Origin of the sequence: Bacteroides sp. AF25-5LB (genome assembly GCF_003602965.1) — a bacterium.
Lineage (GTDB): Bacteria > Bacteroidota > Bacteroidia > Bacteroidales > Bacteroidaceae > Bacteroides > Bacteroides uniformis.
Genome location: NZ_QTMC01000018.1, coordinates 1 through 15,814, shown reverse-complemented (window position 1 = coordinate 15,814; position 15,814 = coordinate 1). Strand labels below are relative to the sequence as shown.

Genomic DNA, 15,814 nt, shown 5'->3' with positions numbered 1-15,814 from the left:
TTTACAATTTGACTATTTACTATTTACAATTGAGCCAGCTTGGTTCGTTTGCTTTTTCAAAGATACAAGTTTCCGTTTACATATCATAGAGTTTTTACGATAGATAAGTTTTTTAAAGTTTTTATGGTCTTGCCTTCCTTTTGGTTTCAAATAATTCGCTACATTTGCAACTTTAATGATAAAGTGATAGCAATATCACTTATAAATAGTCTATTAAATAGTAAATTGTAAATTGTCAAATAGTAAATAACCTCATGCCAACAATATCTATTCGCGGAATGGAGATGCCCGCATCTCCTATCAGAAAACTGGCTCCTTTGGCAGATGCTGCCAAGCAGAGGGGCATACATGTATTCCACCTGAACATCGGACAACCCGACCTGCCTACTCCGGAAGTCGCGATTGAAGCGATACGGAACATCGACCGGAAAGTTCTGGAATACAGTCCCAGTGCGGGGTATCGCAGTTACCGCGAGAAGTTGGTGGGTTACTATGCGAAGTACAATATCAATCTGACTGCAGACGACATCATCATCACTTCCGGCGGCTCGGAGGCGGTCTTGTTTTCTTTCCTGGCTTGCCTCAATCCGGGTGATGAAATCATTGTTCCCGAGCCGGCCTATGCTAATTATATGGCGTTTGCCATCTCTGCCGGAGCTAAGATACGCACCATTGCCACGACCATCGAAGAGGGTTTCTCGTTGCCCAAGGTAGAGAAGTTCGAAGAGCTGATTAACGAGCGCACGCGGGCCATTTTGATTTGCAATCCCAACAATCCTACGGGTTACCTCTATACACGCCGTGAAATGAACCAGATTCGCGACCTTGTGAAGAAGTACGATTTGTTCCTCTTCTCGGACGAGGTGTACCGTGAATTTATTTATACGGGTTCTCCCTATATCTCTGCCTGCCATCTGGAAGGCATTGAGAACAATGTGGTGCTGATTGATTCCGTGTCCAAGCGCTATTCGGAGTGCGGTATCCGCATCGGTGCCCTGATAACGAAGAACAAGGAAATCCGGGATGCTGTCATGAAGTTCTGCCAGGCGCGTCTCAGTCCTCCATTGATTGGCCAGATCGCCGCAGAAGCATCGTTGGATGCTGATGAGGATTATCTGCGCGACACATACGATGAATATGTAGAACGCCGTAAATGCCTGATTGACGGATTGAACCGCATACCGGGCGTATATTCGCCCATTCCGATGGGAGCGTTCTATACGGTGGCAAAGCTGCCGGTAGATGATTCGGACAAGTTCTGTGCCTGGTGCCTGTCGGAGTTTGAATACGAGGGACAGACGGTATTCATGGCGCCTGCGTCCGGCTTCTATACTACGCCGGGTTCTGGTCGCAACGAAGTGCGTATCGCATACGTACTGAAGAAAGATGACTTGAACCGCGCCTTGTTTATCCTGCAAAAAGCATTGGAAGCCTATCCGGGGCGAACCGAATAAAATGAAATAATTCATTAGGCGCGGATTACACGGAAAACTTAAGATAAAGACGTTTGTTTCAAATCTTCCGTGTAATCTGCGCCTAAAAAATAATGGCCCATGAATCTATCTCGCTTTATAGCGTTGCGCATTTATCGCAACTCGGAGCCGGGCAAGCAAGTTTCCCGTCCGGCTGTCCTTATTGCCATGGTGGGCATTGCCCTTGGACTGGCGGTGATGATTATTGCCGTGTCCGTCATTGTCGGCTTCAAGAGCGAGGTAAGGGATAAAATCGTGGGTTTCGGTGCCCATATCCAGATAGGCAACCTGGATGCTGCACGCTCATACGAGACGCGTCCGGTGGTGGTGGGTGACAGCATGATGGCTGCGCTTTCCGATTATCCCGAAGTGAAGCATGTACAACGCTACTCCACCAAGCCGGGGATGATAAAGACCGCCGATGCCTTTCAGGGAATGGTGCTGAAAGGTGTGGGGCAGGAGTATGATAGCACCTTCTTCCACCGCCATTTGCTGGAGGGGGAGTTTCCGCAATTCAGCGATTCTGCTTCGTCCAACCGCGTAGTCATCTCAAAGTCTCTTGCCAACAAGCTGCAATTGAAACTCGGTGACAAGATAGACACCTACTTCATCCAGGACGATGTGCGTGCCCGCCGCCTGAAGATTGCAGGTATCTACCAAACCAACTTCTCTGAATACGACAACCTATTCCTGCTTACCGACCTCTACCTGGTGAATCGCCTGAACAACTGGGAGCCAGACCAGGTGAGTGGCATGGAGCTGGAAATACGCGATTATGACAAGCTGGAAGAAACCACCTATGAGGTAGCTGCCGATACGGACGGGAATCCCGACCGTTATGGCGCCGAGTATTGCGTCCGCAATGTAGAGCAGCTCAATCCTCAAATCTTTGCCTGGCTGGGCATCTTGGATGTCAACATCTGGGTCATTCTCATTCTGATGATTGGAGTGGCGGGGTTCACCATGGTATCCGGCCTGCTGATTATCATCATAGAGCGTACCTCCATGATAGGTGTGCTGAAGTCTTTGGGAGCCAACAACTTTACTATTCGTAAAGTTTTCCTTTGGTTTTCGGTCTTCCTCATCGGGAAAGGCATGCTCTGGGGGAACATAATCGGCCTTGCATTCTATTTTGTGCAGCGCTGGTCCGGCTTGTTCAAGCTCGACCCTGAGACCTATTATATGGCTACTGTTCCGGTATCTTTCAATATCTGGCTGTTCCTGCTACTGAATGCCGGTACATTGCTGGCTTCAGTCCTGATGTTGTTGGGCCCTTCATTTCTGATTACACGCATCCATCCGGCAACTTCCATCCGTTACGAATAAGAGAATCACTTTCTCAGAAAATCGCTTTTCTTGCGGAACAGACAGTACCATTTCCAACGTAAAGACTGTATCGGCTGCAATAGGTCGAAAGCCGGTAGTGTGAAGTAATATCTACGTTGTTCTTCCAGGTCGCGGGCAGTCTTGTTGACAATGACGGCCTGCAGGGTGAAACGGAACAGGAACAAAAGACAAGCGACGCCTGCTGCCAGCCAGTGGAAGTGCATAATGCCGATGAACATCGCTGCTATCCAGGATGCGTGGAATACCAGGCGAGTCAGGGTCTCAAAACCGGCCAGCCAGCGTTGCATCCCATGATACAGCCGTGCTGTGGAGGCGTAACCTATTTTCTCTTCTTTCCAGTCCTTGGCACGCAGAAGCGGTTGCATGCGTACAATGGCATTGGCATCCGTTTCTACCCGCGTGTTCTCCGGGGTAGCCACGTGGTTGATGAACAAATCGTCGTCTCCCCGTTGCAGGTTGAGGTGTGCGGAGAATCCTTTCTGTTGGTAGAAGAGTTCCTTCCGGTAGGCCAGGTTACGCCCGATGCCCATGTAGGGGCTGCCTGCCAGGGCAAATCCCAGATAGCGCATGGAAGTGAACAGATTGTCGAATGCCACCCGTTTGTGCAGCCAGCCTTTGCCGCGTTCGTAGCCGCTGTATCCTAGCACCACTTGGGTACGTGATGTGAAGTTGCGTGCCATCAGTCGCAGCCATTGGTTGCTTTGGGGCATGCAGTTGGCATTGGTAAACACCAGCCATTCATATTTGCTGGCCTTGATTCCAAGCGTCACAGCCAGCTTCTTACGGCTGATGTAGCGGGAGGAATCGGGCACGAAGCTGTGGTAGAGATGGGGGTATTTCTCCTCGAGGATGGTCAGGTAATCTTCGCTCTCATCAGTGTTGCCGTCGTTAATGACGATGACTTCAAATAGGGGATAGTCCTGCTCCAGCACGGCGCCCAGGTTGCGGCGCAGATTTTCGGATTCCTCGCGGGCGCAGATGATGACGGATATGGGGGGCAGTTCCTGGGTGAAGTGCATGTTTCCCTGCTTCACGGCACGGCGGCGTGCATGAATACGGTTGTAGAGACAGAGGTAGTAGATAATTTGAATAAGGAACAGACCACCCGCTACGGCGAGTACGATAATTTCAGTTGAATCTAATGTAAATGCTTCCATGTGCAGTAGGACGTTTATGTGCTGCAAATTTACGCAATTTCCGGCACTGCCTCAAACTTTGTTCCGGGAAAGTGCTTGGACAAATACTGCTTGATGTATTTCATCGTGTCTTCCTGGATAGTCTTATCCTCCACGGTGGGATAGAGGTTGTAGAGTACCGTATCGAGTGCGATGCCCCGGTTCTTGATGGCTTCGAAGCTCAGCAGGGTGTGGTTGATGCTGCCCAGCTTTCCGGAGGTGACGAAGATAAGCGGGTACTGCTTTTCCACAATGTAGTCTATCGTCAGGAAATCTTCGGTGAGGGGAACCATCAGACCTCCGGCTCCTTCTACGAGCACGGTATCATAGCGGTGGGAAAGTTCCCTGGTGGCACGCTCTATTTTCACGAAGTCTATCGGGCGCTTGTCTATGCGGGCGGCGAGGTGGGGGGAGCAGGGGTAGGAGAATATCTCGGGCATGGTCAGCCCCTCTTTGTCTTCCGGCAGGTAGCCGGTTCCGGTGAGGTGGCGGTGCAGGTCGATGTCCTCGGAATGGCCGGTGTTGCCGGTCTGGATGAACTTTTGGGTGATGACGCGCAGGCCGCGTTGCATAAGCTCACGGGCATACCAGGCGGTGCAATAGCTTTTTCCGGCATCTGTATCAATGCCGCTGATGAAGTAGATGTTTTTTGTTTCCATTATTTTGTCTTTTTTCGTGCGATGATATAAATAGGGTGATAGGTTAGGCTTACGTTGCCTGCGGCATCACTGAACCGGGTTGTGTATTCTTCGCAGAAGGATTGCAGGCGGCCACGCGTCCACATCCTTTTTTCCGTACCCGTGACTCCGGTTTGCTTCAGATGCTTCAGCACTGCCTGGGGAGTGGGGAAGGGCAGGGATATCACCTCTTCTTCGGCATGGAGAATATCGAAGCCGGGAGACAGCAGGGCTTGCAGCTCCTTAATGGAGGGATAGTCCAGCCCGTGCCCAGTCAGTTGGCGTATTTCGTGCATGTTTGTGGCGCCGAAGGTGCTGAAGGCAAGCAGGCCGTCTGCCACCAGTGCTTGGTGGCAGCGGGTGAAGAAAGCACCTGGGTCGTTGAACCATTGTAGGGTGGAGCACGAGGTTATCAGGTCGGTTTCTCCGGGGAAGTCGATGGCTTCGGCATCACCGGGGACGAACTGCACGGTAGTGCCGTCGCAAAGTTCCTTGACGCACTCTTCCATTTCCCGGCACAAGTCGTTCAGCAGCAGGGTTTCCGGTTGCAAGGTGTGGAGGAGGATACGCGAGTAGCTTCCCGTTCCGCAGCCAAACTCTACGACACGGTGGAAACGTGTGTATGGTTCCTTTATGAGCTGCATCATCTTCTCGGCGACTTGTTGCTGCACGCGGGCCTCCCGGGTATAGGTATTCCGGGCTTTGGCAAAGCGGGAGGCTATCAGTTGTTTGTCCATCGGGTTCAGTGGCTTGTCCATAGGTCTTGCAGGTAATGTCTGAATAACTCTTCCTGATAGTGGGCATCCTCCGTTTGCAGCACGGGGGTGCCGAGTGTTTCCCAGGCTTGCAGCTGGTTGGCTGGCGGAATGATGCGGTCGTTGCCTCCCGTTACTGCCTGCTGCCAGTGGAAGGTGGCAGCAGGCAGTGTGTGGTACATCTTCTCAATCTCCGTCAACTCATCTCTCAACTCTTCCAGCGGACGGCGGGGAGTGATTTCCAGGAAAGCTTTGAAGGCTGCTCCGTTGGCGCACATGCGGCGGAGGAATTTGTGCAGTGAAGCCCCGGTCAGTCCGTCCAATGTCCCGTGGTAGATGGCGGGTGGAATACCCATATGCTGGTCTATGGGGTAGGGTGTTCCGTTGATGGCGATGCTGTTTGCCATATGGATACCTTCGCCGGACGTACCTGGCGATGAGAGCTGTGGCATGGTCTGCGAAGCCGCCCATACCCCCATAGACCAGCCGATGAGGTTGATTTCGCGGTATTTTTCCAGTCCGGAGGCGTCAAAATCCAGTGTGCGGTAGTCATAGCACACCATGAAGTCGCTGGCTGCCGGACGATACATTTTGAAAGGAGTCTCATCGGCTCCCCAGCCGGCAAAGAACAGCAATAGCCGGGGATGATGTTCGTGTATAATGTAACTTTGTTTCATCTGTTTTTAGAATCGTATAGCGTTAGTATTCTTCTCTTCCTTTAGGGGAATAAGGGGAATCAGTTCTCCAATCTCATCTTCCCGTATGTCCGCTGTCAATGAGAAGCGGATGCGTGATGTTCCTTCGGGCACCGTGGGCGGGCGTACCGGCAGTGCATAGAACCCATGCCTCTGCAGCAACTCTGCGCACAGCACAGTGTCGGCACTGGGGCCGATAATCAGAGGGACGATATGGCTTGCGCTGGGGCATCCGTACCCTTTGGCTTGTAATGCTTCGCGCAGCGTCCGGCCGATTCTAGCCAGATGCTCGCGGCGGTTCTGCATTCCGGCAAGTTTCCGCACGATAAACAGTGTCCAGGCAATACTTGTCGGAGGCAATGCCGTGGTGAAGATGAGGGTTCGCATCCGGTTGACGAGATACTCGCGTATCGTCCGGCAGCAGGCGATGTATGCGCCGGCAGACGCCGCTGCCTTGCCGAAGGTGCCCACGAGGAAATCTATATCCCGGATGCATCCGGTTTCTTCGGCGCAGCCCAGGCCGCGCGGTCCCCTTACGCCGAATGCATGGGCTTCGTCCACATAGAGCAGTACGTTGGAGTATCTTTTTTTCAAACGCACCAATGCCGTGAGGTCGGCTTGGTCACCGTCCATGCTGAAGATGCTTTCTGTGACGATAATAAGTTGCCGGTATGTTGCATGGTGTTGTTCCAGCAGGCGTTCCAGTTGCACCAGGTCGTTGTGGCGGAAGCGGATGCAGCGTGCGGTGGATAGGCGGATGCCGTCGATGATGCTGGCATGCACCAGCTTGTCTGCCAGTATCAGGGTTTGTGCATCGCTCACGGCGGGCAGAATCCCCATATTGGCATGATAGCCGCTATTGAGCACCAGTGCTGTCTCTGTGCCGAAAAGTGTGGCGAGTTCCGTCTCCAGTTCTTCGTAAATCCCGAAGTTCCCCGTCAGCAGGCGGGAGGAGGAGGAAGTCGGCAGGAAGGTGTCCGGTGTTAGTGTCTGCAGGAATTCTTCCTTTAGCTGGCGGTCGGCAGCCAGACCCAGATAGTCGTTGGACGAAAGGTTCAGCATATGCCGGCCATCGGCTATAACCGTGCGTCCCTCGTGTGTCAGTTGCGGCAGGCGGCGCAGGTTGCTGTGTTCTTTCAATGTTTGCAGCTCTTGCTGCATATAGTTAGTTACGTTCATAAATTCTTGATATAATAATTTCCCCTTTATCCTCTCAATTCATTTCCTGTATAATTTTCATCAACCCTCCCGTCAGCTTCCTCAGCTGTTCCGGCTCTATAATGAACGGAGGCATCAGGTATACCAATCTTCCGAACGGGCGTACCCAGATTCCCTCCTCAACGAAGCGTTTTTGCATCCACGCCATGTCTACGGGTTCTTTTGTCTCAATCACCCCGATGGCTCCCAGCACACGTACATCCATCACTTGCGGCAATCGGCGTGCCGGTTCAAGCTCTTCTTGCAGTTGCCGGCTGATGCGAGTCACCTTGCCTTGCCAGTCGTATTCGGGCGAGGTCAGCAGCTTCACCGAAGCGCACGCCACGGCGCATGCCAGTGGATTCCCCATAAAGGTGGGTCCGTGCATAAACACCTCCGGTGTATGGTTGGAGATGGTATCCGCCACTTCATTCGTCGTCAGTACGGCAGACAGCGTCATGTATCCGCCCGTTATGGCCTTTCCTATGCACATGATGTCCGGTTCTACACCCGCGTGCTCCCAGGCAAAGAGTTTTCCCGTCCGTCCGAAGCCCGTGGCTATCTCATCGAATATCAGCAGCAGGCCATGTTCCTTGCATATCTGTGCCGCTTCGTGCAGGTACTGGGGGTGGTAGAACCACATGCCGCCAGCGCCCTGCACCACAGGTTCGAGGATAAGCGCTGCCAGTTCCTCGTGATGCTCCTCTACCAGTTTCCGCAGTTCCACCGTATCCCGTTCATCCCATTCGCCGTGGAAGCGCGAGCGCGGCTGCGGCACGAAATAGCGCACCGGCAATGATGCACCGAACAGCGAATGCATGCCCGTCACCGGGTCGCAGACAGACATGGCATTCCATGTATCCCCGTGATAGCCCGAACGGATAGTCACAAAATTGTTCTTCTTCGCCTTTCCCTTGCCATACCAGTACTGCACGGCCATTTTCAAGGCCACCTCTACTGCCACCGAGCCCGAGTCGGCATAGAATATCTTCTGCATGGACGGCGGGACAAGCGGTAGCAGCAACTGGCCCAGTTCAATGGCAGGGTCGTGTGTCAGCCCTCCGAACATCACATGCGACATCTTGCCCAGCTGTTCCTCTGCCGCCCGGTTCAGCGTAGGGTGGTTGTACCCGTGGACGGCGCACCACCACGACGACATTCCCTCTACGAGTGTTTCTCCGCTTTCCAGGGTGATGGTGGCGCCTTCTGCATGCTTCACCTTATACACCGGTAGCGGGTTGGTGGTGGAGGTATATGGGTGCCATAGGTGCTCTCTGTCGAACTGCGAGCCGCAGAACCGGTATCCGGCATCTTCTATCAGCACCTTGTCTTCCGACACTTTCGAGCCGAGCGTTGTCAGCAGGTCGCCCACGATGGCGGAGTTGATGCCGATGTGCAGCGCTTGCTTCACGGCCTCCTTGCTCAGTTGCGAGCGTCCTCCGGCAAAGCGGAGGAAAGCTGTCGGGTTGATGAAGCGGAAGAGGGCGATGGTGGTCAGTATTTCCTCCTCGCTGAGTGGTGCCTGCCGTTCCAGCGGTGTGCCGGGGATGGGGCTCAGGAGGTTGATGGGGATGGACTGTACTTCCAGCTCGCGCAGTGTGAAGGCGAATTCGATGCGTTGCTCCATGCTCTCGCCCATGCCGATGATGCCGCCGCTGCAGATGTCCATGCCTACGTTGCGGGCGGCTTGCAGGGTACGCAGCTTCTCTTCCTGCGTGTGCGTGCTGCACAGTTGGGGAAAGTAGGAGGGGGCTGTCTCCAGGTTGCAGTGATAGCGGGTGATGCCTGCGTCGTGCAGTGCCCGCATTTCGTCTTCGTTGAGCAGTCCCAGTGATGCGCACAACTGGATGGACGAGTGCCGGCGCATGTGCCGGGCGGCTTCGCACAGTTTCTCCATGTTTTTGGAGGAGGGCTTCCGTCCACTGGTCACCAGCGAGAAACGTGCCACGCCCTGGGCTTCATTATGCAGGGCATGCCGCAGGCATTCTTCTTTATTCACCAGGTCGTACACGTCTGCCTGGGTTTTGTAGTGCGACGACTGTGCACACCACTTGCAGTTTTCCGGGCATCGTCCGGACTTGGCATTAATGATGGAGCACATGTCGAACTCCTCCGAGGCTCGGGCCCGGGTTATCTCGTGGGCAGCTTCGTATAGCGCTTCCTTGTCTGGTTGCACAGCCAGCCATTCGGCTTCTTCCTTACTGATGTGGCTGCCGCGCAGCACTTGTTCCTTTAATTTCTGTAGGGTCATATCTTTCTAGGGTTATGTTCATGGATAAAGACAGAGGTACGGATTGCCGGGGCGGTGCAGCTCGTCATTCTGCTGCATGGCTTCCAGTAATCCGTACCTCTTATTCTCTTTTGTTTCAGGCTATGTGTGTCTTGTCCGCCCGTATTTCCGCAGGGGCGGATGACTTGTGTTTCAAAAAGAATGTGTCGGTTCGTTCCAAGCTCCGTGAGGATACTTGTCAGGGCGCTGCTGCTACCCAGCGGAATGCCGATGTCGCTTTTCCTTCCTTCCGTTTTACCCCTCCAGGCACTCTCTTCCCTGCATCCGGCATGTCCGGCAGTTCCAGCAGCTTTCTGTTTGGAGAGAGAACTGTCTGCCACGTTTTTGCGCAGGCAACCGATGGTGACACACCGCCCTATGCTGGCAAATGCAGCGTAGGCTTTTCTGCTCCAGCGGCGGAAGCGGATGGTAGGTGCGGCGGGTGATGTATTCCTCATGTTTTTTCTGCCTGATGCGGTTTTGTTTCCTTTTAGCAGATGCAAATGTAGAAAAAATAATTTCATAACGGTAATGGTCATGCATGAAAAAAACGCGCAAATTGGACTTAAGAATACTTTAGTGGGTTGGAAGGTTGTATAAAGTGAAATTGAGGCTAATTGGATGAATTGAATGGTATGGGCATAAAAAAAGGCTATCTATCCCAGACAGCCAATCTTTTGTTAACCTTAAATCTAATACTATGAAAAACACCTTGCAAAGGTACGTGTTTTCTGATAATCTCCAAATTTGCAGTAGATAATATCATGTTTTATAACAAGACTTAATGGTCATTAAGAACTTTATCTGCAATATTCATCGTACATTTGCTCCTGATATATCATCCGTTTGCCCTTTATGCATTATGCATTCGGTGCAGACGGATGATGTGTTTTCGTGAACTTATATACAGACAAACAACTATAAAACAGACGTTTATAATGAAATCAATCCAGAACAAAGGAATAAACCTCACCGCAGAAGACCTCAAAAATCGAATCGCTGACAGAAAAGAACGATATGCCAAGCAGCAGGCACGACGCGAGAAATTGGAACAAACCATGGAGAACACCCGCAATGACATCGAGCAACTGGAGTATACCCTTGCACAGATGGAACGTACCGCCAAGCGCTCCCGCAATGCTGCCGCACAGCCTTCCCGTTTTGTCCCCCGCGAGCGTATCGCTAGCTTCTTTGCCCGTGTTTCCCGTTTTTTCGACCACCTTCAGCACCGCTTGCACCGTAGCTTGAACTATACTTGGTTCTGCCTTGTGCTATGCTCCCAATATACTTTTCAGAGCCGCCTGAAAAGCGTGGAACGCTGCTGTCTTACACCGGCCACGGTGCTGGGGTACTTCAAGAGGGAGAGGGAGATGTAACCAGTGACTTCGCTCTTATGGTAGAAGCAGCCTTAGGGATTAGTGCGGAACTCCTCGTTAATAGGCAGGCGAGATATAATATGGCTGTCTCTCTTAAAAAAAATCGCTGACCGATAAGTTGCATGAAATACACAAAATGTGTGCTTCACTACTATAGTATGAAAGTGTTGCTTTTATCAATAAGACAGTGAGGGTGTGTCATCAACCGTTTTGACACATTCATTTTTCTTGAGCAAGTTTTCTTATTGCCACTCGAACTTTCCCAGTTTTCCCTCCCATTCTAACTTTGCAACATGTTTTATTAATAAATATATGCAAAATGATAAAAGAACAAAGTTTTGAATGGCTGCTCGAGGGATGCCATCGCATTGCAGATGTAGCAGTGGCCTATTACCCAAACTACGCGTATGCCTGCTCGGCCGTAAAGGCCCTGCGCCGTTCCATTGCGGAACACGCTTGCCTGCTGAAGGACCTGACGGACCAGGGCTATACCGCCAGGACTGCCCACCTCACCCCCGTACAGATAGGCATCCTCCTGAGCTACTGGGGGATGCCCGACCACGTGAAGGATATGACCGTGAAAAATCCGTATCTTCTGGTCTCTAAAAAATATGCGAAATAGAGAATGTATTTCTAATACATTCTGATTATTTTAGTATATTATTATATAGGGTGGTGGAGGATGAGGTGAAACCCTCTCTCGCCACCTTATGTATTTCATTAATTTTTAGCCGATTCTAACCGCTTATTTGTATCCCCCTGGCTGGTCCCTTACCTTTGTCGCATTATCGAATTAAGAATAGACAAAAATGGAAAAAGAAATGAGACCCATGACAACGGAGATGCTGAAGAAAGGCTATCTCCTCTTCCCCAAAGCCTTGTTTGAGGAACAAATGAATATGAAAACCGGAGAGAAAGCCGCCGATGCCTTCGAAGCCTTTGTCTTTGTGCTGACACACGTCAACTACAGCACGGTGACCTGCAACGTCAGGGGACACCTTTTCGACTGTGTACGTGGCGAGTCCGTACTTTCCCTGGCTCGCTGGATGGAGATATTGGGGTGGCCCCGCAACCGTACGCGCTACTTCTTCAACAAGATGTTCGACGCCGGTATCGTGGAGCGGGTGGCCAACCCCTACGTGATGCACATCCGTATCCCCGATTATGATTTCCTTACCGGCAATGCCCGTCCTAAAGCAGCCCCGCGGAAGAAGAAGGCAGCGCCGGTGGCTGGGGCGGGAGAGGACTTCTGCATCTTCTGGGAAAAGTTTCATGACATCACCGAGCATCCCAAGGTAAACATCGGCCGGGCCCGTCGCGAATGGAAAAAATTGACGGCAGGCGAGAAACAGCGGGCACTGGACAACATCGACGAATATTACGACCATCTGAACAACCAAAAATATTGTAAACAAGCCGCCACCTATCTGGCGGACAAATCTTTTGAAAATGAATATGATGACTGAAACTACTTTTTCCCACGACAGTGACCTCGAAGAAGCTGTCATCGGTGCCTGCATGATAGAGCGCGCTGCCATGCCTCTGGTGGCGGACAAACTGCGTCCCGAGATGTTCTACGAGGAGAAGAATCTGGAAATTTTTGCCGCCCTGCAATCGATGTATCGCAGCGCGAAGCCCATAGACACCATCACGTTGAAGAACGAACTGGCAGCCCGTGGCAAACTCGATGCCGTGGGCGGGCCTTACGAACTGCTGCGCATCAGCTCGAAGGTCAGCTCCAGTGCTCATCTGGAGTATCATGCGCTCATCCTTAGGCAATTGCACACGCGGCGTATCATGCGTACGGGATTCCAGCAACTGCTGGCGTTCAGTGCCGACGAGTCGATGGATATTGACGACATCCTGGTGGAAGCCCATCGACTGCTGGAGGGGCTGGAGGACGAGAGCGGCGTAGCCGACCACCTTCGCTCCATAGACCGGCTGATGGACGACACGCTGGCCGAGGTGGAGCAGCGTATGGAGCACGGATGCAACGGCATTACGGGTATCCCTACGGGTTTTGACGCTCTGGACCACGTTACGGCGGGCTGGCAGCGCGGCGACTTGAACATCCTTGCTGCCCGTCCGTCGGTGGGGAAGACCGCCTTTGCCCTCCACCTGGCCCGTGCCGCTGCCATGGCGGGGCGTCATGTGGTGGTCTTCAGCCTCGAAATGCAAGGCGAGCGCCTGGGCGACCGCTGGCTGCTTGCAGCTACGGAGGGGGTAGACCCGCAACACCTGCGCAGCGGCCAGCTCACCCCCGGCGAGGTGAGGCAGGTGCATGAGGCATCTGCCGAGTTGTCGCGGTTGCCCATACTGATAGACGACCATCCGATGACGAGCATGGACCGCGTGCGTTCTTCCGCCCGCCTGCTGAAGAGCAAGAATCGCTGTGACATGGTGATTGTGGACTATCTGCAACTATGTGACATGAGGAGTGACCAGAAAAACCGTAACCGCGAGCAGGAAGTGGCGCAGGCAAGCCGCAAGGCAAAGCTGCTGGCCAAGGAGCTGGATATCCCCGTACTGCTGCTGAGCCAGCTGAACCGGGCGAGCGACGGTACCATAGACCATCGCCCCACCCTGAGCAACCTGCGCGAGAGCGGCGCCATAGAGCAGGATGCGGATATGGTAATGCTGCTTTGCCGCCCTGCCCTCTACGGCAAGACCGTCGATAAGAAGAGTACTTATCCCACCGATGGCTTGGGCATCGTCATCATAGCCAAGCACCGTAATGGCAAAACCGGTGAAGTCTATTTCCACCATAACCAAAGCATGACAAAACTGGTGGACTACATACCACCATTGGAGTGGCTGACGAGGAATGCAAAGTGATGGATGGAAATTTATAGAATGCAGAGACACAAAGACACGGAGATTTTTCTTATTGCTTGAAAAACTCTGTGTCTCCGTGTTTTTTGTAGTAAAAAAAATGGCAAAACACTTGACTTCCGCTTCTTAATGTTGTATCTTTGTAATGTGCTTAAGAAAAGGAATAATCATTGATTTGGGTGCCCTATCCCTTCCCTTACCCACTTCTCTCTTATAACTCATTTTTCTTAACTTAAACCTTAACTTTTCAAATTTATGGATGTAATTGTAGAGCGCTTCCAGCGCCGTAAAATCGTAAGCAACCCGGCTTCGCCCATGTTGTACTATCTCCGTCAGAAACCCAAGACCTGCGGCACCGTGGACATCGATGTCCTTGCCGCCTCCATTCAGAAAAACTGTGCCATGACGAAGGGCGACGTGAAGCACGTCATCGAAGCCCTGGTGGAGGAGATTCAAGGCAACCTTGCCAACGGCGACAAGGTGAAGCTGAACCAGCTGGGCACTTTCCACATGACGTTCCGCTGTCCCGGCATGGAGGCCTCGGACAAATGTACGGTGCGCAATATCTCGAAGGTGAATATCCGCTTTATCCCCGACAAGGAGTTGAAGCTGGTGAACGGCAGTACCGCCGTGACCCGTAGCCCGGCGAATGTGGGCTTTGTGCTCGACAAGCCCGAGGAGGGCGGCTCCGGCGGCGGCAATCAAGGCGGTGGTTCCGGAGGCGGCTCCGGCGACGACGGCGACCAGGGCGAAAATCCGCTGGGATAAAAAAGGAATGATTAATGGTTAGTGATTAAGGGTTAATGAACACAAGCAAATCGTTTATCGCTAATCAATCCCTAATGATTAACCATTAATCATTAGCCATTAATCCTTAATCACTAATCCTTAACCATTAATTCTTAACCATTAATCCTTAATTTTATGAGTACAAAATCATCCGTTTGGGATAAGATTCTGAAAGTGATAATCGCTGTAGCCTCCGCGCTTATTGGTGCCCTGAGCGCCCATGCCATGACAGTGTAGCGGGTTTCCTTCACTTTTAATTTTTAATTTCTAATTTTTAATTCTCATGAGATTCATCAATCTTATCGTCGTCCATTGTTCCGCCACCCGCTGCGACCGCTGCTATACGGAGCACGACTTGACGACAGACCACCTGCGCCGGGGCTTCTCCGGCGCAGGTTATCATTTTTATATCCGCAAGAACGGTGACATCAAGTCCCTGCGTCCCTTGTCCCTGCCTGGTGCCCATGTCCGGGGGTGGAATGCAGGTAGCATCGGTGTCTGCTACGAAGGCGGTCTTGACGAGTGCGGTCGCCCTGCCGATACACGCACCCTTTTCCAAAAGCACTCCCTGCGTGTGCTTGTGTTGCTGCTGCTGAAGGATTATCCCGGTTCCCGGCTTTGCGGTCACCGCGACCTGAGCCCCGACCTGAACCATAACGGGGAGATAGAGCCGGAAGAGTGGGTGAAACAATGTCCCTGCTTTGATGCGGCGACTATACTGACAGAACCGCCACCACCCAATCCGGCATGCTTATAAAATGTTTTTATTCTCTTTCTTTGTGCTTTTCTCGCGCACGTATATATATAATGTATAGTTATTTTCTCTCTTTTTCCTTTCTTCAAAATTGTTCATGCGAAATGCTTTTATGAATCAGTAAGTTACAAAAAAGTTTCATTTTTATTAAAAGAAAATGATAGATATGTTTGGCTTGTATTGTTAAATCCTATACCTTTGCACTCGCTTTCCAAGAGAAGGAAAGTGGTAAGATTGAAATACTGAGACAGAAGTGTGGAAGGTGACACAGAGAAATAAAGAGAGATAAAAATATTTTTCGAAAAATATTTGGAGCTTATTAATAATTCTCTTTATCTTTGCAGTCCGATTCGCAAAGAAAAAGAATTTTTCTTGTTTTACTTTTCTTATCCTTGTTTAAAGGATTTGAAAATACAGAAAAAAGAAAAAAAACTTCCGAAAATATTTGGAGGATATACTTAAAAGTTCTTACCTTT

Annotated in this window: 16 protein-coding genes; 9 read left to right on the top strand and 7 right to left on the bottom strand. The window is 51.6% G+C overall.

The features are described 5' to 3' along the window. Nucleotides 1–254: 254 nt before the first annotated feature. Nucleotides 255–1,454, top strand: a complete 1,200-nt coding sequence (locus tag DWY57_RS16940; RefSeq protein ID WP_117601237.1) for a pyridoxal phosphate-dependent aminotransferase — start codon at nt 255–257, stop codon at nt 1,452–1,454. 99 nt (nt 1,455–1,553) lie between these two features. Next, a complete protein-coding gene (locus DWY57_RS16935; protein ID WP_117601236.1) occupies nt 1,554–2,798 on the top strand; it encodes an ABC transporter permease in 1,245 nt (414 codons plus the stop codon). A 5-nt stretch (nt 2,799–2,803) separates the two neighbouring features. Here DWY57_RS16935 and DWY57_RS16930 read toward each other — a convergent pair whose 3' ends face one another. The 7 genes from DWY57_RS16930 to DWY57_RS16900 are packed head-to-tail and all read right to left on the bottom strand — an operon-like array spanning nt 2,804 to nt 10,045. Continuing rightward, the gene (locus DWY57_RS16930) at nt 2,804–3,976 is read right to left on the bottom strand and encodes a glycosyltransferase (RefSeq protein ID WP_117601235.1); all 1,173 of its coding nucleotides are present in this window, start codon (nt 3,974–3,976) and stop codon (nt 2,804–2,806) included. A gap of 29 nt (nt 3,977–4,005) precedes the next feature. Continuing rightward, nucleotides 4,006–4,653 (bottom strand): dethiobiotin synthase, encoded by a 648-nt coding sequence (gene bioD / locus DWY57_RS16925; RefSeq protein WP_117601234.1) that lies wholly within the window; start codon nt 4,651–4,653, stop codon nt 4,006–4,008. Continuing rightward, nucleotides 4,653–5,429: a malonyl-ACP O-methyltransferase BioC gene (gene bioC, locus DWY57_RS16920; RefSeq protein ID WP_117601233.1), complete on the bottom strand. Its 777-nt coding sequence runs from the start codon at nt 5,427–5,429 to the stop codon at nt 4,653–4,655. The genes bioD and bioC overlap by 1 nt, the downstream gene beginning before the upstream one ends. Then, complete coding sequence (locus DWY57_RS16915) at nt 5,414–6,103, bottom strand: pimeloyl-ACP methyl esterase BioG family protein (RefSeq protein WP_057252819.1); 690 nt, start codon at nt 6,101–6,103, stop codon at nt 5,414–5,416. Before DWY57_RS16915 ends, bioC begins: the two co-directional genes overlap by 16 nt. 6 nt (nt 6,104–6,109) lie before the next feature. Next, the gene (locus DWY57_RS16910; RefSeq protein WP_117601232.1) at nt 6,110–7,300 is read right to left on the bottom strand and encodes an 8-amino-7-oxononanoate synthase; all 1,191 of its coding nucleotides are present in this window, start codon (nt 7,298–7,300) and stop codon (nt 6,110–6,112) included. A 34-nt stretch (nt 7,301–7,334) separates the two neighbouring features. Then, nucleotides 7,335–9,569 (bottom strand): adenosylmethionine--8-amino-7-oxononanoate transaminase, encoded by a 2,235-nt coding sequence (bioA, locus tag DWY57_RS16905; protein ID WP_117601231.1) that lies wholly within the window; start codon nt 9,567–9,569, stop codon nt 7,335–7,337. Beyond that, nucleotides 9,566–10,045 (bottom strand): hypothetical protein, encoded by a 480-nt coding sequence (locus DWY57_RS16900; RefSeq protein WP_117601230.1) that lies wholly within the window; start codon nt 10,043–10,045, stop codon nt 9,566–9,568. The genes bioA and DWY57_RS16900 overlap by 4 nt, the downstream gene beginning before the upstream one ends. A gap of 480 nt (nt 10,046–10,525) precedes the next feature. Here DWY57_RS16900 and DWY57_RS16895 point away from each other — a divergent pair, with 480 nt between their 5' ends. From DWY57_RS16895 to DWY57_RS16865, 7 genes are all read left to right on the top strand, one after another. Further along, nucleotides 10,526–10,963: a hypothetical protein gene (locus DWY57_RS16895; RefSeq protein WP_117601286.1), complete on the top strand. Its 438-nt coding sequence runs from the start codon at nt 10,526–10,528 to the stop codon at nt 10,961–10,963. Nucleotides 10,964–11,282: 319 nt separating this feature from the next. Continuing rightward, nucleotides 11,283–11,585 (top strand): DUF4248 domain-containing protein, encoded by a 303-nt coding sequence (locus DWY57_RS16885; RefSeq protein ID WP_005831107.1) that lies wholly within the window; start codon nt 11,283–11,285, stop codon nt 11,583–11,585. A gap of 187 nt (nt 11,586–11,772) precedes the next feature. Then, nucleotides 11,773–12,429: a hypothetical protein gene (locus DWY57_RS16880; RefSeq protein WP_117601228.1), complete on the top strand. Its 657-nt coding sequence runs from the start codon at nt 11,773–11,775 to the stop codon at nt 12,427–12,429. After that, nucleotides 12,419–13,798, top strand: a complete 1,380-nt coding sequence (gene dnaB, locus DWY57_RS16875) for a replicative DNA helicase (RefSeq protein ID WP_119962126.1) — start codon at nt 12,419–12,421, stop codon at nt 13,796–13,798. The genes DWY57_RS16880 and dnaB overlap by 11 nt, the downstream gene beginning before the upstream one ends. A gap of 252 nt (nt 13,799–14,050) precedes the next feature. After that, nucleotides 14,051–14,563: an HU family DNA-binding protein gene (locus DWY57_RS16870; RefSeq protein ID WP_005837397.1), complete on the top strand. Its 513-nt coding sequence runs from the start codon at nt 14,051–14,053 to the stop codon at nt 14,561–14,563. Nucleotides 14,564–14,719: 156 nt separating this feature from the next. Next, a complete protein-coding gene (locus tag DWY57_RS20970; protein WP_005837396.1) occupies nt 14,720–14,821 on the top strand; it encodes a smalltalk protein in 102 nt (33 codons plus the stop codon). A gap of 46 nt (nt 14,822–14,867) precedes the next feature. Continuing rightward, entirely contained in the window at nt 14,868–15,341 is a 474-nt protein-coding gene (locus DWY57_RS16865; protein ID WP_035448724.1) for an N-acetylmuramoyl-L-alanine amidase, read from the top strand. Nucleotides 15,342–15,814 lie beyond the last annotated feature (473 nt).

Coding starts and splice junctions, on each gene's coding strand:
- bioD (WP_117601234.1), bottom strand. CDS start 4,653: ATGGAAACAAAAAACATCTACTTCATCAGCGGCATTGATACAGATGCC.
- DWY57_RS16885 (WP_005831107.1), top strand. CDS start 11,283: ATGATAAAAGAACAAAGTTTTGAATGGCTGCTCGAGGGATGCCATCGC.
- DWY57_RS16865 (WP_035448724.1), top strand. CDS start 14,868: ATGAGATTCATCAATCTTATCGTCGTCCATTGTTCCGCCACCCGCTGC.
- DWY57_RS16915 (WP_057252819.1), bottom strand. CDS start 6,103: ATGAAACAAAGTTACATTATACACGAACATCATCCCCGGCTATTGCTG.
- DWY57_RS16870 (WP_005837397.1), top strand. CDS start 14,051: ATGGATGTAATTGTAGAGCGCTTCCAGCGCCGTAAAATCGTAAGCAAC.
- DWY57_RS16895 (WP_117601286.1), top strand. CDS start 10,526: ATGAAATCAATCCAGAACAAAGGAATAAACCTCACCGCAGAAGACCTC.
- DWY57_RS16900 (WP_117601230.1), bottom strand. CDS start 10,045: ATGAGGAATACATCACCCGCCGCACCTACCATCCGCTTCCGCCGCTGG.
- DWY57_RS20970 (WP_005837396.1), top strand. CDS start 14,720: ATGAGTACAAAATCATCCGTTTGGGATAAGATTCTGAAAGTGATAATC.
- DWY57_RS16935 (WP_117601236.1), top strand. CDS start 1,554: ATGAATCTATCTCGCTTTATAGCGTTGCGCATTTATCGCAACTCGGAG.
- DWY57_RS16880 (WP_117601228.1), top strand. CDS start 11,773: ATGGAAAAAGAAATGAGACCCATGACAACGGAGATGCTGAAGAAAGGC.
- DWY57_RS16940 (WP_117601237.1), top strand. CDS start 255: ATGCCAACAATATCTATTCGCGGAATGGAGATGCCCGCATCTCCTATC.
- DWY57_RS16930 (WP_117601235.1), bottom strand. CDS start 3,976: ATGGAAGCATTTACATTAGATTCAACTGAAATTATCGTACTCGCCGTA.
- DWY57_RS16910 (WP_117601232.1), bottom strand. CDS start 7,300: ATGAACGTAACTAACTATATGCAGCAAGAGCTGCAAACATTGAAAGAA.
- bioC (WP_117601233.1), bottom strand. CDS start 5,429: ATGGACAAGCCACTGAACCCGATGGACAAACAACTGATAGCCTCCCGC.
- dnaB (WP_119962126.1), top strand. CDS start 12,419: ATGATGACTGAAACTACTTTTTCCCACGACAGTGACCTCGAAGAAGCT.
- bioA (WP_117601231.1), bottom strand. CDS start 9,569: ATGACCCTACAGAAATTAAAGGAACAAGTGCTGCGCGGCAGCCACATC.